The organism is Nocardia wallacei, assembly GCF_029869545.1.
Taxonomy (GTDB): domain Bacteria; phylum Actinomycetota; class Actinomycetes; order Mycobacteriales; family Mycobacteriaceae; genus Nocardia; species Nocardia wallacei_A.
Genome location: NZ_JARWQD010000082.1, coordinates 1 through 24,808 on the forward strand (window position 1 = coordinate 1; position 24,808 = coordinate 24,808).

Annotated in this window: 16 protein-coding genes and 1 pseudogene; 10 read left to right on the forward strand and 7 right to left on the reverse strand. The window is 70.8% G+C overall.

The window, feature by feature from the left end:
• The first annotated feature begins 267 nt into the window (after nt 1-267).
• Nucleotides 268-1,878 carry a hypothetical protein gene (locus QH290_RS05140; protein ID WP_280382109.1) on the forward strand — a complete coding sequence of 537 codons (1,611 nt, stop codon included), beginning with the start codon at nt 268-270 and terminating at the stop codon, nt 1,876-1,878.
• A 24-nt stretch (nt 1,879-1,902) separates the two neighbouring features.
• The gene (locus QH290_RS05145; protein ID WP_280382110.1) at nt 1,903-2,673 is read left to right on the forward strand and encodes a MinD/ParA family ATP-binding protein; all 771 of its coding nucleotides are present in this window, start codon (nt 1,903-1,905) and stop codon (nt 2,671-2,673) included.
• Nucleotides 2,674-2,833: 160 nt separating this feature from the next.
• Here the strand turns inward: QH290_RS05145 and QH290_RS05150 are convergent, their stop codons facing one another.
• Entirely contained in the window at nt 2,834-3,823 is a 990-nt protein-coding gene (locus QH290_RS05150) for a GlxA family transcriptional regulator (RefSeq protein WP_280382111.1), read from the reverse strand.
• Nucleotides 3,824-3,892: 69 nt separating this feature from the next.
• Between QH290_RS05150 and QH290_RS05155 the strand changes: the two genes are divergently transcribed.
• Nucleotides 3,893-4,417, forward strand: coding sequence for a VOC family protein (locus QH290_RS05155; protein ID WP_425303554.1), 525 nt, complete (start codon nt 3,893-3,895; stop codon nt 4,415-4,417).
• Between the two features lie 24 nt (nt 4,418-4,441).
• Nucleotides 4,442-4,981 carry a hypothetical protein gene (locus QH290_RS05160; protein ID WP_280269064.1) on the forward strand — a complete coding sequence of 180 codons (540 nt, stop codon included), beginning with the start codon at nt 4,442-4,444 and terminating at the stop codon, nt 4,979-4,981.
• Between the two features lie 12 nt (nt 4,982-4,993).
• On the opposite strand, the gene QH290_RS05165 is transcribed toward QH290_RS05160, so the two are convergent.
• Nucleotides 4,994-5,500: a DUF4254 domain-containing protein gene (locus tag QH290_RS05165; protein ID WP_280269063.1), complete on the reverse strand. Its 507-nt coding sequence runs from the start codon at nt 5,498-5,500 to the stop codon at nt 4,994-4,996.
• Between the two features lie 171 nt (nt 5,501-5,671).
• Between QH290_RS05165 and QH290_RS05170 the strand changes: the two genes are divergently transcribed.
• Nucleotides 5,672-6,511: a GntR family transcriptional regulator gene (locus tag QH290_RS05170; protein ID WP_280382112.1), complete on the forward strand. Its 840-nt coding sequence runs from the start codon at nt 5,672-5,674 to the stop codon at nt 6,509-6,511.
• Between the two features lie 40 nt (nt 6,512-6,551).
• Nucleotides 6,552-7,139 carry a GNAT family N-acetyltransferase gene (locus QH290_RS05175; RefSeq protein WP_280269061.1) on the forward strand — a complete coding sequence of 196 codons (588 nt, stop codon included), beginning with the start codon at nt 6,552-6,554 and terminating at the stop codon, nt 7,137-7,139.
• Nucleotides 7,140-7,167: 28 nt separating this feature from the next.
• On the opposite strand, the gene eccCa is transcribed toward QH290_RS05175, so the two are convergent.
• The 3 genes from eccCa to eccD are packed head-to-tail and all read right to left on the reverse strand — an operon-like array spanning nt 7,168 to nt 14,128.
• Nucleotides 7,168-11,235 carry a type VII secretion protein EccCa gene (eccCa, locus tag QH290_RS05180; protein WP_280269060.1) on the reverse strand — a complete coding sequence of 1,356 codons (4,068 nt, stop codon included), beginning with the start codon at nt 11,233-11,235 and terminating at the stop codon, nt 7,168-7,170.
• An 8-nt stretch (nt 11,236-11,243) separates the two neighbouring features.
• Nucleotides 11,244-12,656 (reverse strand): type VII secretion-associated serine protease mycosin, encoded by a 1,413-nt coding sequence (gene mycP, locus QH290_RS05185; protein WP_280269059.1) that lies wholly within the window; start codon nt 12,654-12,656, stop codon nt 11,244-11,246.
• Complete coding sequence (eccD, locus tag QH290_RS05190) at nt 12,653-14,128, reverse strand: type VII secretion integral membrane protein EccD (RefSeq protein WP_280382113.1); 1,476 nt, start codon at nt 14,126-14,128, stop codon at nt 12,653-12,655. The genes mycP and eccD overlap by 4 nt, the downstream gene beginning before the upstream one ends.
• A 265-nt stretch (nt 14,129-14,393) precedes the next feature.
• On the opposite strand from eccD, the gene eccA reads away from it, so the two are divergent.
• Nucleotides 14,394-16,229, forward strand: coding sequence for a type VII secretion AAA-ATPase EccA (gene eccA, locus QH290_RS05195; protein ID WP_280382114.1), 1,836 nt, complete (start codon nt 14,394-14,396; stop codon nt 16,227-16,229).
• 390 nt (nt 16,230-16,619) lie between these two features.
• Here the strand turns inward: eccA and eccB are convergent, their stop codons facing one another.
• Together eccB and QH290_RS05205 are read right to left on the reverse strand one after the other, a co-directional pair.
• Complete coding sequence (eccB, locus tag QH290_RS05200; protein ID WP_280382116.1) at nt 16,620-18,107, reverse strand: type VII secretion protein EccB; 1,488 nt, start codon at nt 18,105-18,107, stop codon at nt 16,620-16,622.
• 25 nt (nt 18,108-18,132) lie between these two features.
• Complete coding sequence (locus QH290_RS05205) at nt 18,133-18,390, reverse strand: hypothetical protein (protein WP_280269055.1); 258 nt, start codon at nt 18,388-18,390, stop codon at nt 18,133-18,135.
• On the opposite strand from QH290_RS05205, the gene eccE reads away from it, so the two are divergent.
• The 3 genes and pseudogenes from eccE to QH290_RS05220 all read left to right on the forward strand — a co-directional run bounded on the left by eccE (nt 18,383) and on the right by QH290_RS05220 (nt 24,615).
• Nucleotides 18,383-20,026 carry a type VII secretion protein EccE gene (gene eccE, locus QH290_RS05210; protein ID WP_280269054.1) on the forward strand — a complete coding sequence of 548 codons (1,644 nt, stop codon included), beginning with the start codon at nt 18,383-18,385 and terminating at the stop codon, nt 20,024-20,026. The two genes, QH290_RS05205 and eccE, sit on opposite strands and share 8 nt — an antisense overlap.
• A gap of 359 nt (nt 20,027-20,385) precedes the next feature.
• Nucleotides 20,386-20,478 (forward strand): annotated as a pseudogene (locus QH290_RS05215) (translation initiation factor IF-2 N-terminal domain-containing protein); the annotation flags it as partial.
• Nucleotides 20,479-21,048: 570 nt separating this feature from the next.
• The gene (locus QH290_RS05220) at nt 21,049-24,615 is read left to right on the forward strand and encodes an Rne/Rng family ribonuclease (RefSeq protein ID WP_280382118.1); all 3,567 of its coding nucleotides are present in this window, start codon (nt 21,049-21,051) and stop codon (nt 24,613-24,615) included.
• The last annotated feature ends 193 nt before the right edge of the window (nt 24,616-24,808 follow it).

Sequence of the window (24,808 nt, forward strand, 5' to 3'; positions counted from 1 at the left end):
GGCGCGGCGGTGGTGTCGCGGCCCCACCCACCCCGCGGCGAGACGCCGGTGGCGGATGTGGAACAGCGGGGCTCCCCCTCGGCCCACCCCCAACACCCGCCCGCCCCCCCCCCGCACTCCCCGCCCCCCCCCCACGGGGTATTCGCCCCACACCACCCCGCCCGGGCCCCCGCGGCCCCGCCACCACAGTCCGGCCAACGCCCACCACTCCCCGACGCGCCCCAGCGCGGACTCGACACACAGCATTCGGGCCCGGGATACGAAGGCATGCCGCCGCAGTCCGGTGCGCGCCCGCCGCTTCCCGATGCGCCGCGGCGTGGGCTCGATGCGCAGGCGGCGGGGCAGTCCGGGCAGCAGGCGGGGGCGCCGTCGGTTTCGTCTGTGCCGCAGACCTATTCGGGTACGACGCCACCTGCCTCGTCGGAGTTGCCGGGGCGCCCGGATCTGCCGCCGCCACCCGAGCGGTCGGCGCGGCCGCCGCTGCCGGAACCTCCTGCTCCCGGCGAGCGCTCGGATGCCACGCGGTCGGCCGAGCCGTCGCGGTCCGGCGGCCCGGCCGACACTCGATCGACCGGTCCGGCGGGCAGTTCCGAGCCGTCGCGGCGCACCCCGGAACTGCCGGACGAGCCCGCGCCGCCGTGGCTCGGGCCGGTGCGGTCGGCCGCGCCATCGACCACGGCACCAAGCGAATCCGCCGCCGATGCGGGCCACCCCGGCTCCGTCCCGCAGGAAGCACCGCCCCGGCTGAGCCCGACGATCGGGGACCAGGCGCCGCCCCACCGCGGCACCGGCTGGGCCGGGCGCGAAGGCTCCGCGGGTGGCCCCGTGGTCCCGCCGCCGTCACCGTTCGCCGACACCGGGGCGCGCAGTCCGGAAAGCGGAACCGCACCGGATTCCACGCCAACGCCGCAGTCGCCCATCGACGGCGGTCGAGGCCCGCAGGATCGGGCAGCACAGCCGGAATCCGTTGTGCCACAGGCCGCACCGGGCCCGGTGAACGGCGCGCCCGTCGATCCGCGCGATACCGATGCGGCGCGGCAGGCACAACCCGGCCCGAACGGAACCGACACCGCAGCACGGGGATTCGCCGAGCCGCCATCCCACCGGGACGATTCGCCCCCTCCGGACCGGAACGGCTGGCCTGCCGGAACCGGAACGGCCACAGCAGGATCCGAGACTCGATCGGCACCCGGCACAGAGGCCCCGGCACCGGACGCATGGAACTCCGGACCACGGAACGCTCCACAGGATCCGGCCGGACCCGTCCCGCCCACCGGGGCACGGACGCCCACCGGCACCGGGCAGGCCCCGGTCGGCGACGGGCCCGATACCGGAGGCCGAAGCGGACAGGCCCCGTACGACGATTCGCAGATATCCCGCGGCGGCTCCTCCTACGGCCCGGCCACCGGCGCTCAGGCGCCGATCAGCGAGGACTCCCCGGCGCAGGGCAGCGGATACACCGGACAGCAGGCGCCGGTCGGCGACTCGCGCGGTGGAAGCACCTACACCCCGGCGACAGGCGCGCAGGCGCCCGGCGAGGATGCGCCGAGCCGAGGAGGGCCGACATGGAGTTCCGGGGCGCAGGGCTCCTCGGCGCCCCAGGACCCGACGATGCGCGGCCCGGTTCCCCCGTACGCGGGTGGGCAGGCACCGATCGGTGCGGAGCAGCAGTGGGGCGGTGGGCAGCCGTATCCTCCGCAGTACCAACCACATCCGCAGCAGTTTCAGCAGCCACCCGGGCCGCAGCCGTCGCTGGACGATGTGCCGGTGCGGCGGGCGAAGAAGGCGCCCGGATCGGGTTGGCGGCGCGCGGTGCACCACATGTCCGGCGGTGCGATCAACCCCGGCATGTCCGCCGAGGAACTGCGGCTGCAGTAACTCGTCGCGCGAATCCGCCTGCCGGTGCGCGGCGACTACCGGATCGCGGTGCTGTCGCTGAAGGGCGGCGTCGGGAAGACCACCACGACCATGGGTATCGGCTCCATCTTCGCCTCCATCCGCGGCGACCGCGTCATCGCGGTGGACGCCAACCCGGACTTCGGCACGCTGTCGCAGCGCGTGCCGCTGCAGACCCGCTCCACGGTGCGAGATCTGCTGCTGGACCGCAACATCAACAACTATTCCGATGTGCGGCGCCACACCTCGCAGGCCACCAGCCGGTTGGAAGTGCTGGGCAGCGAACGTGATCCGGCCGCGTCGGAGTCGTTCAACGAGGACGAGTATCGGCAGGTCGCGCGAATCCTGCAGCGGTACTACAACATCATCCTCACCGACTGCGGCACCGGCCTCATGCATTCGGCGATGGCGGGCGTGCTGGACCTGGCCCATTCGCTGGTGCTGATCTCGTCCTCGGCGATCGACGGCGCGCGCAGTGCCGCGGCCACGCTGGACTGGCTGTCGCTGCACGGCCATGACCACCTGGTGCGCAACGCCGTCGTGGTGATCAACCTGCCGCGCCCGGGCTCGCCGAACGTGGGCATCCAGCAGCTGCGCGAGTATTTCCTGTCGCGCTGCCGCGCGGTGCACATCATCCCGTACGACCCGCACCTGTCCGAGGGCGCCGAGATCGACCTGTCGCAGCTGCACAAGAACACCAAGCGAGCGCTGGTAGAACTCGCCGCCACCGTCGCCGACGACTTCGCCACCGACCACCGCCGCTTCCAGCGGTACTGATCCCGGCCAAAAGCACGCCGGGAAACGGAGGTATGGGGGGCACGCGGGAAACGGAGGTATGGGGCACGCGGGAAAACGGAGGTATGGGGCACGCCGGGAAACGGAGGTGTGGGGCACGGGGGGAACGGTGGTGGGTGGGACGCAGGGGGACGGTGGTGGGCTAGCGGGGGGCGGGGCCGTCGTCCCAGGAGAGGGGGGAGGCTCGGACCTCGGCGAGGCTGCGGTGGCGGCGGCGGCGGAACAGGGAGCGTAGGGTGCCCGCGTTGAGGTAGCCGACGCGGGTCGCAACCGCGTCGACGGTGAGCGAGGTGGTGCGCAGCAGGTGGGTGGCGCGCTCGAGCCGGATGTCGTTGGCGAAATCCCTGGGCGACATGCCTATTTCGGCGCGGGTGGCGCGCTGCAGGCTGCGCACGGTCACCCCGAGCGCCCGCGCCGCGTCGGTGATCTGGAACTGCTCGGCGAGGTGATCGCGCACCCAGCGCTCGAAGGCGGCGACCAGCGAATCACCCCGGGCGACCACCTCGGGGATGGCGATCTGCGCCCGCCGGTCCCCGATCAGGAAGAACCGCGAAACCAGTTCCGCCAGTGCGGGACTCTGCGCGGCGACCACCGACAGCGCGAGATCCAGATGTGACAGCACGGCACCGGCGGTGGTGATCTGCCCGGCCCGGCACAGCACCCGGCCCTCGTCGAGCTCGACGCTGGGATAGCGGCGGCGGAAGGCCGGGCCGAGCCACCAGCTGGTGGTCGCCTGGATCCCGTCCAGCACCCCGGCCTCGGCCAGGAAGAACGTGCCCGTACAGGCCGCGGCGACCTGCGCCCCCTCGCGCCGAACCGCCGAAATCCGTTCCAGCACCGCACGACTCGCCGGAGACGACACCAGGTCGATCACGCCCTCGGCGTCGGCGACCAGCACGGCGGGCACGATCAGCAACCCGATGCCGTCGCGAATCTCGTCCAGGGGCGTGGTCGGCACGAGATGGCCGTGGCCGGTGCGGACGCTGGTGCCGAGCGAGACCGTCCGCACCCGCCACGGGTCCGGAGCGGTCTCGAGCTCGCCGAGCAGGGCATTGGCCGTGTTGAACACCTCCAGCACGGCCGCCAGCCCGAAGTCGGCGACACCGTCCACCACGAACACTGCGACGTCCATGTCGCAAACAGTACTGAATGTGTCGGTTGCGACACTCAAATACCAGCAAACGGCTCTATACCGTTCGTGATGCGGATCATGCGACACCTGGCCGAGATCCCCGACCACCAGCGCGACGGCATGCCGAGCCGATCGCACCCGAACACTGCGGAGTACCTCATGACGCTCGTCGCCACCACCGGCATCCACCATGTTCGGCTGACGGTGACCGATATCGACCGGTCCCGGGCCTTCTACCGCGATGTCCTCGGATTCGAGATCGCCGCCGAATCGCCGGGCCGCCCGGAGGATCCGCAGGTGCGCAGCGATCCCGCACAGCTATACGGGGGCGTCGTCTTCCAGACCAACGGCATGCTGTTCGGGCTGCGGCCCGTCGCCGACGCCACCGACCGGTTCGACTCGGAGCGGGTCGGGCTCGACCACCTCAGCTTCACGGTGGCGTCGGTGGGCGAATTGTCCGCCGTCGCAAGCCGATTGGACGAGGCGGACATCGAGCACGGCGAGGTCACCGAGTTGGAGGCATTCGGCATCGCGATCCTGTCGTTCAGTGACCCGGACGGCATTCACCTGGAGTTGACCGCCCCACTGGGGTGACTCCGTGTTCTATCGAGGGTATTGATGAGGATTTTCAGTAGCCGCTGTCACCGGTTCGAGTACCGGGTCACCGCGGCGAGCCCGTGTGCGGTCGGGCTGGAACCGTCCGATGTGGGAGTGACCAAGCCGTTCTTCGACTGCCTGCTGCTACTGGTCGGGGTGGAGCGCGGCGATCTCGCGCTCACTCCGGCCGCCGTCGACATCGTCAAACGCCTTGCGACCCACTCCGGGTCGTCCTACATCGTCATCGATGGGTTCGCGCAGTGGGCCGGTCCCGACGAACACATCGGCGCCGCAACCGAATTCGATGTACTGGCCGGTCTCGCGGACGCCCTGGACGTGCTGGCCGACCTCACCGAGCGGTTGCAGGAGCGCGGCGAGCTGGTGCATCTGATGCCGTTCGGCTGGAGCAAGGTCCGGCGCGCCGAGGTCCTCGATGGACAGTGGGCCCAGCACATCACCGATGTCCGGCACGACGCGCGCCCGGTCTGGTCCACGCGGAGCAGGCCGGGGTGGAGCCTCACACCCAGGATGCGGGTGCCCTGCGCCGGAAACCGCCACTGACTCCCGGCGCGGTCACCACGCGGGCAGCCGACGCCGCCCGGCGAGCACGTCGCACACGAGATCGTCGTAGGCATCGGCCAATTCGGCCAGGTGGTGCCAGGCGCCGTGCAGGATCTCGTCGTTGGCGTGCAGTGTCATCAGGGCGTGGTGGGCGCGGACCGATGCCTCGGCCAGCCGGTCGATGACCGAGCCGATGGTCTCGGTGTGCAGGGTGGCGCCGAGTCGATGCTGCGGCACGGTGCGGGCGACCCAGTCATCGATCGCCATCACCAATTCGGTTCGGCGGCGCTCGATTTCGACGATCGCGGTGGCGTCCAGGTCGGGTGCGGAGCCGCCGCGGCCGATCAGCCGGCGCTCGTGCAGCACCGCCAGGTCACGGGCGAACCACAGTAACGGTCCGCCGATGACCCGGTGCCCGCGACAGGCGCGCAGCATCAGATCCGAACTCGGCAGTAAACCAGCCGTCAGGGATTGGACCGCCGTGGACGCGTGCGGTGCGTCGGGCAGTGCCACTACCACCGTCTGAGATGTCTCCGAACCAGCCACGTTGCCTCGCCGTCATCGCCGTTACAACACATATGTTCAGGACGTTCCTTACAATAAACCTCTGAACGCACGTGTCAAGGGTCACACGCCTGAGGGACCCACGGAGTAGACTGCTTTTTCTTGAAGCAACAACCGAGGAGCGAGATGGCGGACGGTCCGAGGTACCAGCGGATCGCAGACCTCCTCCGCGAGGAGATCCGCAACGGGACATGGAAACCGGGCGATCGACTACCCAGCCACAACGAGCTGGCTGACCAGATGCAGGTCTCAATCACCACCGCTCGCAACGCAATCCAGGTACTCGTCGCCGAAAACCTGCTCTACACAGCCACTTCCCGGGGCACCATCGTGCGCAGCCAGGAAGTGCTGGAATCGGTTGTCACCAACCATATCCGCCCCGACCGGCCCAAGTCGGCGCACGACATCTTCTCCGAGACGGCGCGCGCCGCCGGTCGGGAGCCCTCCAAACAGTTCAGTGCCCGCATGGAACCGGCCGGCGCCGATGTGGCGCACTGGCTGGGGATACCGCGAGATTCCTGGGTGGTGGCACGCACCGTCCTGCAATATCTGGACAACGAGCCGTGGTCGTGGGAGGTCAGTTTCTATCCACGGGACTTGGCGGAGGCGACCGGCATCGACTTCCCGCACGATATCCCCGAGGGCACCACGCGCAGGCTGGCCGACCGTGGCCATCCCGAGACCGCGCACCGCGATACCGTCGTCGCCCGCCCCGCGACCGCCGAGGAGGCGGCCGTGCTCGGCGTCGCCACCGGCACCATGCTGCTGGACCAGCTGCGTATCGGCGCCAACGAGGAACGCATCACCCGGGTGACCCGGCACCGGTCGATCGCCGCGCGCAACCGGCTCGCCTACGAACTGGGCGACGACGCCGGCACCGAGGTGATCCGCCGGACCCTCGGGACGCCGCATCCCCCGGGCAATTCCCATTCCTTCGGTAACTCCCTGGTGCCCGGCTCGCCATGACCGTCCATTCGCGAGGTAGCCCCGCGGCGGTGGAGATGCTATGACGATCCGCATCCGCCAGGCTCAGATGGCCGACCTCGGCAGCATCTGCCGACTACGGCTTCAGCGCACGGCCTGGCTTGCGGCTCGAGGCTCCGATCAGTGGACGCGGCAGGGACGTGGCCTGCCCATCGAGATATTTGCCCGCGCGGTCGGGCGGGCGGTGCGCGCGGGCGAGACCTGGATCGCCGAGATCGATGGCGAACGGGCAGGCACCATCACCGTGAACGAGCGTGCGGACGAAGGACTCTGGTCGCCGGGCGAGCTCGCCGACGCGGTCATCGTGCACTACATGATCGTGGATCTGCGCTTCGCCGGGCTGCGCGTCGGATCGGCCCTGCTCGCGCACGCCGCCGCGCTGGCCCGCGCCCGCAACCGCACCTGGGTGCGGCTGGACGCCTGGACCAGCAACCCCGGCCTGCACACCTACTACCACCGCGCCGGATTCCGGCTGGCCCGCGTCGCCGGGCCGCAGGCGCCCGGACCGTCGGGAGCGCTGTTCGAGCGGCGCGCCGAGAGCTGGTTGCCCGCGCCGGTCCTCACGGTCGCGGGCCCGGAACCGCAGGCCCACCGCAGCATCGCCCACTGAACGGCGGAACGGGCCGCGGCGCGGGCGGTTACAGCGGCGGCAGGTGGGCGATCTGGATCATCTCCTGCCCCCGGCTGCGCGAGACCAGCGTGCCGCGGCCGGGCGGCAGCTTGGTCGGGCGGACGTCGCCGATCAGCTTGCCCTCGTCGCGGGGGCCGCTCATGATCAGCGTGTCCACCGACAGGTTCTTCATGCCGCCCAAAATCGGGTCGTACAGCGCGCGGGAGACGCCGCCGATGCGCCGGGTCACGATCATGTGCATGCCGATATCGCGCGCCTGCGGGAGGAATTCCATCAGCGGCGCAAAGGGATTGCCGCCGCCGGCGACCACCATGTCGTAGTCGTCGACCATGATGTAGATCTCCGGGCCCTCCCACCAGCTGCGCTCGCGCAGCTGCTGCGGCGTGATGCTCGAATCGGGGATGCGCTTCTGCAGGTACTGCGCCACCTCCTGCAACATGTTGCCGCAGGTCTGCGAGGAGGTCGAATATCCGGCCAGCGCCTCGCCCTCGATCACGCCGAGCATGGTGCGGCGGAAGTCGATCAGGACGATGCGCGCCTCGTCGGGGGTCGAGTTCTCGACGATGCCCATGGCGATATTGCGCAGCAGGGTGGTCTTGCCGCACTCCACGTCGGCGAAGGCCATGAAATGCGGATCGGCGCCGAAATCCAGGACCAGGGGCTGCAATTCGGATTCGCCGAGGCCGATCACGACCCGGGTGGGACCGAGCCCGATGCCCTGGTTCTGCGCGCTCGCCAGCAGCGCGTCCCGATCGATCTGCTGCGGCAGCATCCGGACCTCGGGCGCCCGGCGCTGCGGATACAGCTGCTCGAGGCCCTGGCGGGACAGCGCCACACCGTCGGCCAGGGTGCTCGGATCGGTATCGGAGTCCAGGCGCGGCAGCGCGATCAGCATGTGCAGCTCCTGCGGCGTGAGACCGCGGCCCGGACGGCCCAGCGGGACCTGGTGGGCGGTGCGGCGGCCCATCTCCGAATCCGACGGGTCGCCCAGGCGCAGCTCCAGCTTGGTGCCGATCTGGTCCTTGACCACGGGCCGGATCTCCGCCCAGCGCGAGGCGCCGATCATCAGGTGCACACCGTACGAGAGGCCCTGCGTCGCAATGGCATTGATCTGCGGCTCGAGGCTGTCGAACTCCTCGCGGATGGCCGACCAGCCGTCGATCACCAGGAAGACGTCGCCGAAACGGTCGCTGGCGAGCGGGTCCGCGACGCCGGGCTGCGGTGCGGACCCGAACTTGCGCCGCCGGAACTCGGCCATCGACTCGATGCCGAGTTCGGCGAAGCGTTCCTCGCGCCCCCGCATCAGCGTGGTGAGTTCCGCGATCGTCCGCCGCACGCGGTCGACGTCGAGGCGGCCCGCGACCGAGCCGACGTGCGGCACGCCGACGAGTCCGGCCATGCTGCCGCCACCGAAATCCAGGCAGTAGAACTGCACCTGCTCGGGGGTGTGGGTGGCCGCCGCCGCCATGATGATGGTGCGCAGCGTCGTCGACTTGCCGGACTGCGGGCCGCCGACGACGGCCACGTTGCCCTGGGCGCCCGCGAGGTTGATCGTGAGCACGTCGCGGCGCTGCTCGTACGGCTTGTCGATCACGCCGATCGGCATCCACAGCTGGCCGTGCCGGTTCACCGGCGAGCGCCAATCCGGGTCGGGCAGCAGCATATCCACGCTCGGCGACTCGTCCAGCGGCGGCAGCCACACCTCGTGCGCGGGCCGCCCGTGCCCGGTCAGGCGCTGGACCACCACGTCGAGCAGGGAGTCCGGGATCCCCTCCTCCTGGGTCGGCGAGGCACCCGCGGCCGAGGGCGGGGGCGGCAGCTCGAGCAGCGGATTCGACAGTGCCGCAGGCGAAGCGGACGGCTCCGCGGCGGGCTCCTCGGTCTCCGGCATCTCCACCGGGCCCGCGGTGAACAGCGCCGGGCGCTGCCGCGAGACGGAGGTGCCGTCCTCGGTGACGACGCCGGTGCGCGGCGCCACATACGGACCCGACACGTAGCTCGCGTTGAACCGCAACGGATCCGACGCGTCACTCTTCAGATATCCGGACCCGGGCACGCTCGGCAGGTGGTAGGCATCGGTGATGCCGAGCACCGCGCGCGACTCGTTGGCCGAGAACGTGCGCAGGCCGATCCGGTAGGACAGATGCGATTCCAGGCCGCGCAGCTTGTTCTCCTCCAGGCGCTGCGAGGCCAGCAGCAGATGCACGTGCAGCGAGCGGCCCAGGCGGCCGATCATCACGAACAGCTCGGCGAAATCCGGCTTCTGCGACAGCAATTCGGAGAACTCGTCGACGACGATGAACAGCGCGGGCAGCGGATCCAGCGGGACACCCGCGGCGCGGGCCTTCTCGTAGTCGGTGACGTTGGCGTAGTTGCCCGCCGACCGCAGCAGCTCCTGGCGGCGGTTCATCTCACCGGCCAGCGCGTCCTTCATGCGGTCGACCAGCGAGAGTTCCTCCTCCAGGTTGGTGATCACCGCGGACACGTGCGGCAGCGTGTCCAGCCCGAGGAAGGTCGCACCACCCTTGAAGTCGACCAGCACCAGGTTCAGCGCATCCGGTGAATGCGAGGTGACCAGCGAAAGCACCAGGGTGCGAAGGAATTCCGACTTACCCGAGCCGGTCGCGCCGATGCACAGGCCGTGCGGGCCCATGCCGTTCTCGGCCGACTCCTTGATGTCGATCTCGACCGGCGTGCCGTCGGGGGTGATGCCGATCGGGACGCGCAGCCGCTCCCGCGCGGTGCGCGGACGCCAGACCTTGGCCGGATCGATCTGCGCCGCATCGGGAATCTTCAGCAGCGCCATCAGGCCCGGATCGCTCGCGGTGCCGTCGCCGAGGCTCACGATCTGCGCGGCCGTGGCCAGCCGGAACCGCGCCAGCGCCCGGCCGAACGATTCGGCCTCCGCCACGCTCACCTCGTCGGCGGTCGCGAACTTCTCCACGCCCGCAGCGCTTTTCGCGGAAATGTCGCCGCCGGAGGCGACCAGCTGCAGGCCGCGGCGGGCGGCCAGGCCGGTCTCCGGCGCGGTGAGATCGAGCACCGTCACCGAGTCCAGGCCGGACTCGCTGACCAGCCGCTCGTTGCCGTTGACATAGCCGTCGTCGATGATCACGACCAGATGCAGCCGCCCCTGGGTCGGCTGCGGGTTACGCATGAACCGCCCCCGCTCGAGCAGCTCCGCCGACAGCGCCGTCTCCAGCTCGCCCAGCGAGGTGTACATCATGCGGGCCGAGCCCATGCCGTCGCGCTGGGTCGGATGCTGCAGGTGCGGAAGCCATTTCGCCCACGCCCAGTTCGGGCCGTCCGGATCGGCACAGACGATGGCCACCGCCAGGTGGTCGGGGCCGTGGAAGGCGACCAGCTCCATCAGCATGGCCCGCGCCAGCATGCGCGAATCCTCGCTGGGCCCACCGATATTGATCGCCGGGAAGGCGCGCAGCGAGACCGCCGTCGGCAGCTGGTGCACCACCGAGTGGGTGCGCACGAATCGTCGCAGCGCCACCGTCGACACCGGCTCCAGATCCTCCAGCGGCCCCGTCTCCGGGCGGGCCAGCTTCGTGGCCAGGCGGTGGCTGCCGACACCCACCCGCACGTGCCCGAAGTCCGGGTCGTTGGGGCGGCGCTCCCACATCCGGCGGGTGCCGATCAGCGACGGCAGGTCGGCCGGTTCCGGATGGCTCCAGCCCAGCGTCTCCAGTTGCTTGCTGCCGGTGCGGCGGACGTCCTTGCGGATCTGGTCCAGATAGCGGAAGTAGTCCTTGCGCTCCTCGTTGAGTTCGACCGCCCGCTTGCCCGTCCCGCCGCGGAAGCCCGCCATCATGCCGACCATCGACATCAGCATCATCATCGGGAACATCAGCATGAACGGGTTCTGCAGCATGTTGCGACCCATCATCGCCATCATGGCGATCATGCCGACGACCGCGACCACCATGACGATGGGCATCAGCTTCATCATCAGCGGCGCGGGCACATTGCGCGGGATCTCCGGCGGAGAGGTCAGCGCCACCTCACCACCGGGCGCACGCGGCGGCGCGATGCGGGGGCGACGGACGAAACCTTCGGTAACCATGACTCCCTCTACTGCTCCAGATCCGGGTCGAGTTCGGCACGGGAGCGCCGGAACGGAATCGCCACGGCGACACCGATTCCCAGCCCGACCAGGCAGGTGATGGACCCGATGATCGCGATTCGGCGCGGCCGCGGGTCCGGGCCCGGCGGGGGCACCGGCGCCGCGATCGGCCGCGGCACATCGGCTCCCCGCGAGACCGGCTGATCGGGCAGCGGGTCGGTGAGCGCGGCCAGCGGATCGATCAGGCCGTGCCCGACCCGCTCGTCGCGACCGGCACCCGGCGCGTGCGCGGTCCGGGTGATGCGGTCGATCACCTGGCCCGCGCTCAACTGCGGGAACCTGGCCCGCACCAGCGCGGCCAGCCCGGACACGTAGGGCGCGGCGAAACTGGTGCCCTCGACCGGGCGCACGCCCTCGGAGGTCTGCACGCCGTCGACCAGGCCGGTGCCGCCCGGCTTGCTGTCCAGCGACACGATCTTGCGCCCGATCGCGGCCGCACCGATCCACGGGCCGTGCAGCGACAGCTCCGAGGGGTTCCCCTCGGGATCGACCGACGCCACCGACAGCACATAGGGCGAATACCAGGCCGGGGTCGCGACGGTGGCGACCGAACTCCAGCCGGGGCCCTCGTTCTGGTTCTCGCAGGGCCCGCCCTGCTGGACGTTTCCGGCCGCCGCGACCACCACGACATTGCGGTCGTAGGCGTACTTCACCGCCGCGCCCAAGGGAGCGTCGGCGCCCTGGGATCCCGCCGGGGTGCACGCGACCTCGGAGATGTTGATGACCCCGGCCCCGAGATCGACCGCGCGCACCACGGCCGCGGCCAGCGTGAGCACGCTGCCGTACCCCGCGCTGGCGATCTTGTCGGGCCGTTCGGCGGCGCCGCGGTCCTTGGCCTCGTACGCCAGGCTCAGCTGGCGGATGGTGAGCAGTTCCGCGTCGGGGGCGACGCCGGAGAATCCGTCGGCCGGACTCGGTTGTGCCGCAATGATTCCGGCGACCAGCGTGCCGTGCCCGTCACAGTCGACGGTGCCGTCGGTATCGGAGACGAAGTCGCCGCCGGGCTGCAGCGCCGGGAGCCGCGGATGCCGCTGTACGCCCGTGTCGATGACCGCCACCTTCTGCCCGGCGCCGCGGCTGAACTCCCACGCGGCGGGCAGATCCAGAACCTGTTGCGCGACCGGCGGTTCGGTCGGCGGGCCGCCGGTGAGCATGGGCTCGGCGCACACCGACTTCTGCTCGGTCGGCTCCAGCGGCGCCGGGCGGTGGCTCAGATCCACCGCCGGGCCGAGCGCACCCATATCGATCACCGGCGGCGAGACGGCCGCCGCCGGGCCCATCCCCGGCAGGCAGACGGCCGCGCCGGTCAGGGCGGCCGCGCAGATCAAGCGCAGCGCGATGCGAAAGGGCTTGCCACTCATATGTTCCGGGCCATCGAGTACACGCCCATGATCCATAGGACCAGCGGCATCACGGCGATGATCAACAGGTACTCGAAGATCTCGATCGCGCGCCGGGTCACCGGTGTCACCTCGATGTGGGGGCCGATGACGCCGAACCCGACCGTGCCGAGCGCGAAGAGCAGCAGCAGCGCCGCCGCCGCCAGCTCGACGTCGGCATCGCCGAACGCCAGGCCGACCAGCAGCAGGACGAAGGTCACGCAGCCGCCGACGATCAGCGTCGCCGCCTGGGCCAGATCGGCGAAGGACCGGCCGCGCAGGCACAGGATGATGGCGGTGATGACGGCCAGCGTGATGCCCTGCCACTTGGCGGCGCCCAGCGGATCGGCGGCGCCGAACGCGCCGACCACCGCGGAGGCGGTGAAGGCACCGACCAATCCGGTCTGGAACTGGTTGGCCGTGCGGGCCCGCTGCCCGAGTCCGGCCGCCGACGGCAGCGCGGTCGCGCCGATGGCGCCGATGCCCTCGATGGTCGGTCGCGGTTCGTGATCGGCCGGATCGATCGCGCCACCCGCGGTCGGCACCGGCGGAATCGGCAACCGCGCCAGCAACGCCGCCAGCCGCGGCACCGCCGACAGCAGCAGGATGCCGCCGACCAGCAGTCCGGCACACAGCTTGGGCAGCGCCGGATGCCACACCATGTAGACCGCCGCCGCGACCAGACCGATCACGCCGCCCGCGCCCACGGCCGAGAACAGCGTTGCGCCACTGCCGATGAGGCGGTAGCCGACGACGGAGGCCACGATCGCGACGGACACACCCAGCAGCACGTGCGGGCCGCCGAGCTGCCCCGGCACCAGCAGTGCGGCGCCGCCGAAGAACAGCAGCAAACCGTCCAGCGATACCCAGTTCGCCGTCGTCTGATCGAAGTACTTGCGGGCCGCGATGCCCGCGGCCCCGAAGGCCAGCACGCCGGATCCGAGCAGCGCGAAGGCGGGCCACAGCGGGTCGCCGTGCTGCCGCGAGACGGCCAGCAGCATCAGGGCGGTCAGCACCGTCAGCACCGACGCCACCAGTCCGGTCCAGCGCGCGGAGGTGCCGGACCAGCCCCGGAAATCCTCGGCGACCAGCCGCGATACCGCGTCGATGACATCGTCGAACAGCGCCGGCGCCTCCTTGGCGGCCACGCTGCGCAGCACCAGCAGCTCGCCGTCGTACACCTCGGCGTCGGTCAGCGAGCGGCTCGGGGCGATCGGATCGCGGCCGAGGCGGGCCAGCGTCCAATGCTGTGCCCGCAGCGGCACCGAATCCTCGTCGCTCTCGGTGATGTCGGGGGTGCGCGATTCGATCAGGGTGACCAGGTCACCGATGAAGCTCGCGATGGGCACCGTCGCGGGCAATCCCACATCGACTTGTGTGTTGCCGCCGATGACCGAGACCCGGCACAGATCGGGCTCGCTCGCTTTGGTACTCGTTGTCGATGGATCCGTCACCGGAGTCGATCTCCCACCCTCGTCTTTCCGAATGCCCGGTCTCCCAGAAAGCCCACTGCGACCGGGACGTCAATGCTCCGTGAGACAGCGTGAGGACGAACATCTTTCGCACATCGAGAACCCTCAAATCTCGACAACGCTCACGTTGCGACCCAACGGCGGCTAACCCTAATCTAACTGACGGATCTCCGCCGTGCGGTCGGTACTCTGGTCGCACGATGAACATATACACAACCACAATCGAAGGCTTCGGGGTTCGACAGCAATGAGCGGCAACCGTCAGGCACAACGCGCATTCGATGCCGGAGTCTTATCCCTGGGCCTGCCCATCGAGGGGCAGGAGTCGGCACGCGATCTGGAATACGCGAAGCTGGCCTTCCAGCGCGCCACCGAATGGGATCCGACGATGTGCGATGCCTGGCTGGGCCGGGCCGCCGCCGGCGAGGTCACCAAGGAGGTGCTGTTCAACCTCCACAAGACCAGCGCGAGCACGCTGTACCGGGAGCAGCGCCGGGTCGGCCTGCCCTCACGCGCGCTGGCCGGGCGCTTCCTGCCGGGGCTCTACATCGACTATCCGCTGGCCTCCTACACCGAGGTCTGGCTGGCGTGGGCGGCGCAGCTGATCTCCGAGAAGGAGTACGACGAGGCCGAGCGCACGCTCGACGAACTCGAGACCTACCGCAAAACCCTGCTCAGCGATCCGGACCGCGAGGTCGACAACCGCATCAGCGCCTACGTGCGCGCCGTGCTGCACTACAACACGCAGCGCTGGCCGGATGTGATGTCGGTGCTCGCGGGGTCGGCCGAGTGGGACGACCCGTACCTCGCCGCGGGCGCGCATGTGATGGTCGGCACCGCCTGTGCGCAGCTGGGCCTGTTCGGTGAGGCGATCCGGCGCATGGAACAGGCCGAGGCGGGCCCCATTCCGGCGGCCCGAACGACCGCGATGTTCTGCCGCGGCCTGTGCCTGCGCGAGACCGGCAGCGAGGACGAGGCGCAGGCGCTGTTCGAGAAGGTGTATTCGCAGGCCCCGGATTTCGAGGCGAACACCGCGGCGATGCGCGACCGCACCTACCGGATCACGGTGACCACCCGCGAGTCCCTGGAGGCGCGCACCGATCGCTGGGACCCGGCGTCGGCGCCGTCGATGGAGTCGATCCAGCAGGCCGAGACCGAGGACCGGGCCAAGGCGATTCTCGCCGAGGCGCGCGCCGAACTGGACCGCCAGATCGGCTTGGACGCGGTGAAGAACCAGGTCGCGAAGCTGCAGTCCACCGCGCAGCTGGCGAAGATCCGCGCGGAGAAGGGGCTGTCGGCGGCGCCGCGCGGCCAGCATCTGGCGTTCACGGGTCCGCCCGGCACGGGTAAGACCACGATCGCGCGCGTGGTGGCCAAGATCTATTGCGGCGTGGGCATTCTGCGCACCGACAAGGTGGTGGAGGCCAAGCGGGGCGATTTCGTCGGCCAGCATCTGGGGTCGACGGCGATCAAGACCGAGAAGCTGATCGATACCGCGATGGACGGGGTGCTGTTCATCGACGAGGCGTACACGCTGATCCAGACCGGGCTCTCGGGTGGTGACGCGTTCGGTCGCGAGGCCGTGGATACGCTGCTGGCGCGCATGGAGAACGACCGCGACCGACTCGTGGTGATCATCGCCGGATACGACGGCGAGATCGACCGCCTGCTCCAAGCCAACGACGGCCTGTCGTCCCGATTCTCCAAGCGTCTGCAATTCCCCTCGTACAAGCCCGAAGAACTCGGCCGCATCGCCACGCTGATCGCCGGTTCCCGCGATTCGGAACTGTCCGAGGACGCCCAGGCGCTGCTGGTGCGGGCGTGCGAGCAGCTGTACAACCTGGAGAGCACCGACCAGAGCGGTGCGCCGCGGCGCGGCGTGGACCTGGCGGGCAACGGCCGCTTCGTCCGCAACGTCATCGAGGCCGCCGAGGAGGAACGCGAATTCCGCCTGGCCAACGACGATTCCCTCGACCTGTCGGCCGCCGACGAGTCCCTGCTGATGCGCATCGAGGCCGCCGACATGCGCGCCGCCCTGACCGAAATCCTCGCATCCCTCAACGTCGGAATCACCGACTTCTGAGAAGAGTTCCCGGCCAAAAACATGCCGGGAACAGGGGGTGCGCACACGCAGGGAATAAGGGTGGGCGCACACCGGGAACAACGGTGAACGCACACATCAGGAACAACGGTGAACGCACACCAGGAACAACGGTGAACGCACACACCAGGAACGACGGTGAACGCACACCGGGAACGAAGGTGGACGCACACACCAGGAACGACGGTGGGCGCGTACACCGGGAATCAAGGTGGGCGCGCAGCGTTACTTATCCCCGGCGCGCAGCGCCACTCATCCCCCTGCGCACACCCCTACTCATCCCCGGCGCGCACCCCTACTCATCCCCGGCGCACACCCCTACTCATGCCCGGCGCGCAGCGCCACACATCCCCGGCGTGCTCTTCGCCGGGGCTATCCTCCGGCGGCGGCTACTGAATCGTGGCTGGTCAGGGCCTCTTTGGGGGAGAGGGTGGGGCCGGGGACCAGTTGGCCGACTATTGCCCAGGGGGCCAGGCGGGGCTTGTTGCCCAGGCCCAGGACGTCGGCCGTGGCGAGGTCGGGGACGCCGTAGCGGATTCCGTTGTCCGCCACGTAGAACAGGCTGTCGCGGCGGGTACTGCCCGATTCCATCCCGGTGGCCTGCACGAACTCGCCGGAGCCGGGCGGCAGGTACACCGTGTCCACGCGATCGCCGGTGCCGTCCGCGGTGACCAGCTCCACCGGCTTGGCCGAGCCGCCGATCGGCAGGCGGGTCCCGGCCAGGATCGACACCGCGGCCCGTTCGCTCGGGCCCTCCACCGCCGACGTGCCGGTGCCCGGCGTCTTCGACCAGGACACGCACGCGACCGGATTGTCGTCGGTGACAAGCAGCTTCGGCACCTGCACCGGGAACTGGTCGACGCGCAGGGTGCGCACCTGCGGCACCTCGTCGAGCACGTCCGGGGTCACGGTGGCGACGTCGCTCATCCCCTGCGAGTTCGCGTTCCGGATCACCTGCGCCGCGAACGGCGTCACCGGCTGCACCCCGTTCTCGAGCACCACGAACATCTCCGGCTGCCCCGCCCGCGTCAGGCTCGGAACCGAAATGATGCCGCCGACAGGGATCTTGGACAGCGGCCCGGGCCCGGGCTGACCGGCCCGCGCGATCTGCGGCGGGGCCAGCGGCGGCACCTCGGAGGTGGCGCCGATGAATCCGGCGCCGACCGGACGCGGCCGCGCCGCGGACAGCCCCAGCGAACGCGACATCACCGAGTTGTTGGTGTCCACCTCGGCGCGCTTGCCGTCGTAGATCAGGTAGGTCTTGTCGTCGTGGCGGACCAGCAGCGCCGAATCGGCGCTCGTGACCTGGATCCGGTCGCCGAGCTCCGGCTCCCCCGCCACCACGGTGGTCGTGCCGCCGGTCGCCGAACGTGCGCTGCCGCCGAGGGTTTCACACAGCGCCCAGTGCGAGCTGTCGCCCTGCCCGGACCCGGGCAGCGCCGCCGGAGCGCCCGGGATGCCCAGCAGCGGGCCGCGGGCGAAATCGTTGAGCTTGTTGTCGGCCACCGCGTGCGGGGCCGCGTTGCTGCCGGTGATCAGCCGCGCCGACGCCAGATTCAGCACGGGGTGCAGGCGCGTGGACCCGTCCTGGGAATGCACGACGACATACAGCGCGCCGCTCTGCTTGCCGGAGACGATGAGCTGGTCGCCGATCGCGCCCTGAGGCCGCAGAAACGCCAGAATGGCGGCACCGGCCACGATCAGAATCCCCAGCACCGCACCGACCAGCAGCGACCGCGTCTGCGAGCGCATCGGATCGTGCAGCATGCGCACATCACGGCGGATCAGGGCGTGATCGAGGCGCCGCAGCAGGAATCGGTACCCATTGACCTGGGCACGGGTCGTCAGCTGTGCTGGCACTCGGTCTCCATCAAGCTCTCCGTCACTATCCGTAGCCGACACGGTACCGTAATTCGGCATGCGGCCCGAACCGATGAACGGCCGCACCGGTGTTGCGGAGTTCCACGGTGACCGCGCGAATGCGAAGCAGGGCAACAATTGTGAACGACACGATGAATAACGGGACAATAGACAACGTCGGAAGTAATAGCAGCAAACGGACGGCATCCCGCAGTTCGGCATACGACACGTTACGAGATCCGGAATTCTGGCTGTTCCGAATCTTTCCGCTGCGCGTGGTCATTCCCACGGCGACAGTAGCCGCGATCGTCGCCTGGGTGGTACTGGCATTCACCGATCTTCCCCTCGCGTCGGCGGGCTCCGCCGCAGCGGTACTGCTCATCGGTCTCACGCCGATCCGGGGCCGCTCGCTCGCCGGGCGCATCGCCTCGCTGCTCGGCCGCCGGCACCGGCCCGCGGTCGACCGGGTCGGGGAACCGGCCATCGACGTCCCGCTCGACGAGGGCGGCAGCTACGGCGTGCGCTGGGACGGCGACCTGCTGGTCACCATGCTGCGTATCGATCCGCCGCCGGACACCCTGACCCTGTTGCGCCGCGGCTCGCTGAGCACCGACCAGCTGCTGCCGCTCACCGAGGTCGCCAAGTGCCTGGACCAGTTCGACATCACGCTGGCCGGGATCGACGTGGTGAGCACCGGCGCGCGCACCGCGGGCACCGGCGTCGTCGCCTATCTCTACGACCGCATCCTCGGCCCGCTCCCGGCCATCGCCCACCGCACCGTATGGCTGGTGCTGCGGCTGAACCCGCTGGCCAGCGCCGAGGCGGTGGAGAACCGGGGCGGCGGGGGCACCGGCGCGCTGCGCACCGCCATCATCGCCACCCGCCGGGTGGCCAACCGGCTCGCGGCCCTCGACATCGCCGCCTCGGTCCTCACCGCGGCCGAGATGAATACCGCGGTGCGCGAACTCACCCACGGCTTCGACGTCGCGCAGCTGCGCGAGACACCGCACTACCTCGAGGACCGCGGCCGCCATCTCGCGCACTACCAGATCGGCGCCGACATGATCGGCCCCCGCGGGCTCGCCGACATCTGGGCGGTCCCCAGCCTGTCGACCACGACCGTGCTGCGCCTGCGGCCGGGGGCGGACCGCGGCGACCGCAGCGACCACGCCGGCACCGTGGTGCTCAACGCCGTCGTCCGCTTCGATACCGGGGCGCCGCCGGAGAAACCGCCGCTACCCGGCCTGCGCGAGCTGACGGGCAATCAGCTGCGAATCCTGTTGGACACCTTGCCGATCGGGGCCGGGGGACACTGGGGCGCGGATATCGCCTACCGCGGAACGCTGGCCGCGCTGGCCGACATCACCGTGCCGACGGCCGGGTGCGGGCAGTTGATCGGCGCCGACGAGACCGGCCAGGGCATCGCCGTCCCGCTGATCGGCGAGGGCACCCGGCACCTCGAGGTGATCGGCAACGTCGACCTGGCACAGCAGGTGATCCTGCGGGCGACCGCGCTGGGCGCCCACGCGATCGTGCACACCAACCGGCCCGAGGCCTGGCACACCATGGTGGCCAATCTCAATGCGCCGCATGTGCTTTCGATCGCGCCGCGATCGGCCGGGGCCAGCTACCACCCGCCCGCGCCGCCACCGCTGCCGACCGCGGCCTACCCCAGCACCACCGTCGTGGTCTTCGACGGCATCCAGCCGACCGCGCTGACCGGCGGCGCCACCATCGTGCATGTGCGCCAGCCGAATCAGCCGGAGAGCCATTTCGAGGCCGACGTCACGCTGATCCAGGATCCCCAGGCGCCCAACCGGATCACCGTCCGCACCGCCGCGGCCTCGGCGACCGTATTCATGGTCACCACGCCGGACGAGATGCAGTACATCGGCGAATCACTGGTCGCCACACGGTAACCGGATCCCGGCCAAAAGCACGCCGGGAATACTGGGCGACTGCGACGCGGGAAAACCATGCGACTACGACGCCGGGAAAACCAGGCGACTACGACGCCGGGAAAACCAGGCGACTACGACGCCGGGAAAACCAGGCGACTACGACGCCGGGAAAACCAGGCGGCTGCGACGCCGGGAGAACTGGGCGACTGCGGCGCCGGGAAAACCAGGCGGCTGCGACGCCGGGAGAACTGGGCGACTGCGGCGCCGGGAATACTGGGCGGCTGCGGCGCCCGGGATGATGGCGCGCCCAGGAATGCTTGCGGGGGGCGGGGGGGGGGTTTAACCCCGCGGGCGGCCAGGGGGGGGAGGCGGCGCAGTTGCCCGAACGAATCCGGGTCCATGCGCTGGCAAAGCTGCTGGGGACCACCAGTAGACGCATCCTCGCCCACCTGACAGAGCTGGGGTCCGAGGCCCGCAGCCCCCAATCGAACCTGGATCGCACGGTCGCCGAATCGGTCCGGGACGCGCTCGTCCCGGCCGAGGACGCGGCCGGACAGCCGCAGCCCGCGCGGCCCGAGACCGGCCCCGCGGCAACCACATCCGAGGCGAACGCAGCCGGGGCCGCCCGGACCGAAGGGGGCGTAGCCGGGTCGAGCGCCGGGTCCGGGACTGCCGAAACCGCCGAGTCCGGGGCTGTCAAGGCGTCCGGAACTGCTGAGACGACCGCTATTGAGACTGCTGGGACCGCTGGGTCCCGGGTTACTGGAACCGCCGAGTCCGGGACTGCTAAGTCTCGGGCTGCCGGGTCCGCTGGGTCAGAGACTGCCGGGACCGCGGGGTCAGAGACTGCTGGGTCCGCTGGGGCAGAGAATGCTGGGACCGCCGGGTCCGGGGCTGCTCGGACCGCTGGGGCCGGGGCTGCCGGAGCCGCGACCTCCGGGGCTGCCGGGACGGGCGAGTCTCAGACTGCCGAGTCCGCCGGGTCCGGGGCCGCTGGGAACGGGACTGTCGAGGCCGGGGCCACCGCGTCCGACGCGTCTGTGGGAACCGCGTCCACCACATCCGCGTCCCGGCCGACCGGGACCGAGTCGACATCCGCCGCCGCGCCGGGCGCTGCGGTGCCCGCGCTGGCAGCGTCCGGGCAGTCCGGCGCTCCGGAACCGCCCCCGCAGCCGCGGCAGTCGCTGTTCACCAGCCCGTTCCAACCGCCGGAGCCGCCCGTCACCGAGCCGGTGGTGTTCGAGTCGCCCGCCGTGGTGGCGACGCCGCTGTTCCTGCCGCCGGACGCCGAGGCCGCCCAGGAGATGCGGCGCAAGCGGCGCGTCGAGCGGCAGTCGCAGCCCCCCGAGGACAAGCCCGGCAAGCCCGCCGAGGACAAGCCCGCCGAGCCGCGGTCCGACGACACCGCCGCCGACGAGACCGACACCGAGTCCGGCGTGTGGGACGACGACCAGTCCCGCGACGACGGCGAGGACGGTGGCCGTTCGCGCCGCCGTCGCCGCGGTCGCCGCGGACGCGGCCGGGGGCGCGGCGCGCAGTCCACCGACTCCGATGATTCCGACGACACCGACTCCGACGACTCCGAGCGGGAGTCGGCCGAGTCCGGCTCCGACGACGGCGACACCACCGAGGACGGCGCTCAGGACACCGCGGTGCCGGAGGGCTCCAGCCGGCGCCGCCGCCGTCGCCGCCGGCGCAAGGCGGGCGAGGATTCCGACGGCACCGAGCCGAGCGACGACGATCCGCCGAACACCGTCGTGCACGAGCGCGAGCCGCGCAACAAGCGCCGCGCGGCCAGCGACGAGGTGCAGGGCATCAGCGGGTCCACCCGGCTCGAGGCCAAGCGCCAGCGCCGCCGCGACGGGCGCGAGGCCGGTCGCCGCCGCCCGCCGATCCTGACCGAGTCGGAGTTCCTGGCCCGCCGCGAGGCGGTGGACCGGGTGATGGTGGTGCGCGAGAAGGTCTTCCCCGACCAGCACGACCACGCGTCCGCCACCACCCAGGTCGCGGTGCTCGAGGACAACATCCTGGTCGAGCACTTCGTGACCAGCACGGGCCAGGCGTCCATGGTGGGCAACGTGTACCTGGGCAAGGTGCAGAACGTGCTGCCCAGCATGGAGGCGGCGTTCGTCGACATCGGACGCGGCCGCAACGGCGTGCTCTACGCCGGTGAGGTGAACTGGGAGGCGGCCGGGCTCGGCGGCAAGGAGCGCAAGATCGAGCAGGCGCTCAAGCCGGGCGACACCGTGCTGGTGCAGGTCTCGAAGGATCCGGTCGGGCACAAGGGCGCCCGGTTGACCACGCAGATCTCGCTGGCGGGCCGCTTCCTGGTGTACGTGCCGGGCGGGTCGTCCACCGGTATCAGCCGCAAGCTGCCCGATACCGAGCGCAAGCGGCTCAAGGAGATCCTGCGCGATATCGTGCCGCAGGACGCGGGCGTCATCATTCGCACCGCGTCGGAGGGCGTCAGCGAGACCGAGCTGGCCCGCGACGTGGAGCGGCTACAGGCCACCTGGAAGACGATCGAGGAGCAGTCCAAGAGCGGCTCGGGTGCGCCGAAGACGCTGTACGAGGAGCCGGACCTGCTGGTCAAGGTGATCCGCGACCTGTTCAACGAGGACTTCTCCAAGCTGGTCATCGAGGGCGACCGGTCCTGGACGACCGTGGAGAGCTACATCCGCACGGTGGCGCCGGATCTGCTGGCCCGGGTCGAGCGGTACGACAACAGCACCGTCGACGTGTTCGGCAGCTTCCGCATCGACGAGCAGCTGGCCAAGGCGCTCGACCGCAAGGTGTGGCTGCCCTCGGGCGGCACGCTGATCATCGAGCGCACCGAGGCGATGACGGTGATCGACGTCAACACCGGCAAGTTCACCGGTGCGGGCGGCAGCAACCTGGAGGAGACGGTCACCCGCAACAACCTGGAGGCCGCCGAGGAGATCGTGCGGCAGATGCGGCTGCGCGATATCGGCGGCATGATCGTCGTCGACTTCATCGACATGGTGCTGGAATCCAACCGGGACCTGGTGCTGCGCCGGCTGACCGAGGCGCTCGGCCGCGACCGCACCCGCCATCAGGTGTCGGAGGTGACCTCGCTGGGCCTGGTGCAGATGACCCGCAAGAAGCTGGGCACCGGGCTGGTGGAGGCGTTCTCCACCGTCTGCGAGCACTGCCACGGCCGCGGCATCCTCGTGCACAACTACCCGGTCGAGACCGCGCCCGCCGAGGAGAGCTCGGGTCGTCGCGAGGGGCGGCGCCGCCGTAAGGACAAAGAGAAGGACAAGCCGTCCGCGGCTCCCGCCACCAACGGCACCGCCCAGGCCGACGGCGACCACGAGGAGGACGCGGCCGCCAAGCGCGCGCACCCGGTCGCGCTGGCCATGGCCGCGCACCAGGCCGAGGAGGTCGCCGAGTCCGAGAGCGCGCCGACGTCGAGCGTCGCCGCGGCGACGGAGCCGGACACCGGGACCGACCGTGCCCCCGGCCGCTCGCGGCGCCGCGCCCGGCGCGGGAGCGACCGCAGCGCCGACCGGTCCGACGCGGCCGTCACATCCGCTGGCCCAGCAGTGGCCGAGTCCGAGAGCACATCGGTGACCGAAGCCTCCGATGCCACCGCTTCGCCGTCGACCGCCGCCTCATCGGATGCCGCAGCGCGCAGCGCCACCTCCGAGCCCGCGCAGCCGAGCACCGCCGCCGCGGCGGAGACCGGCACGCCCTCGAGCACCGCCGCGGCTTCGGGCGCTGCGGCCTCGAATGCCGATGCGCCGTCGAGCACCGCCGAGCCGTCGACTGCTACGGGGTCGAGCACCGCCGAGCCGTCGACTGCTACGGAGTCGAGCACCGCCGAGCCTTCGGGCGCTGCTATGGAGTCGGATACCGCCGGGCGGTCGGCTGCTGTGAGGTCGAGTGCTGCCGAGCCGTCGGCTGCTGGGGGATCCAGCGTCGCCGGGCCTTCGAGTACCGCCGAGCCCTCGGCTGCTGCGGGGACGAGTGCCGCTCAGCCTTCGGGTGCTGCTGCCCGGTTCGGTGCCTCGGAGACCGGTGCCGGAGAGAATGCCGATGTGCCTTCTGGTGCCGACGTGAGGTCTGGTGCCGCTCTCTCGGATACATCCGCTGTCTCCTCGCATGCCGATGCGACCTCGGGTGCGGCCTCGGCTGCCGGTGCGGGTATCGCCGGGGCCGGTGACGCTGTGTCGTCGGATACCGATGCGCCCACGAGTTCTGCTGCCGGGGCGGGAGCAGCTGGGTCCTCGGCTGTCGCCGCGCATCCGGGAGCGGCTGTGGGGTCGAGTGGCGCGGCGAGTGCTGCCGCGGCATCGGATACAGGTGCGGAGGGGACCGCGGCGTCGGAGACTCGCGAATCCGGCTCGGCCGCCTCGGCGGGGGAACCTGCCGAGGCGGGGCGCCGGGGACGCCGCCGGGTGGCGCGCAGTACCGCGGCGCCCAGCACCGATACCGAAGGCGCCGTGTTCGTGCTGTCCAGCACCGAACAGCAGACCCCGGCCGTCGACCTGACCGATATCCCCGCGCCGGAGGTCCCGCCGCGCAGCCGCCCCCGCCGCCGCTCCGCGGGCCGCGCCGCAGGCGCCCCGGAGCAGTCGGACTGAGCCGAGACCGACCGCAGGCCCCCCCCCGGGCCGGGGGGGGCCGGGGGGGGGGGGGGGGGGGGCGGGGGGGGGCGCGGGGGCCGCCGCCGCGCGGGGGGGGCGGGGGACGCCGCCGGGTGGCGCGCAGTTCCGCGGCGCCCAGCCCCGATTCCGAAGGCGCCGTGGTCGTGCTGGGGGTCGGTTCGCTGGCCGC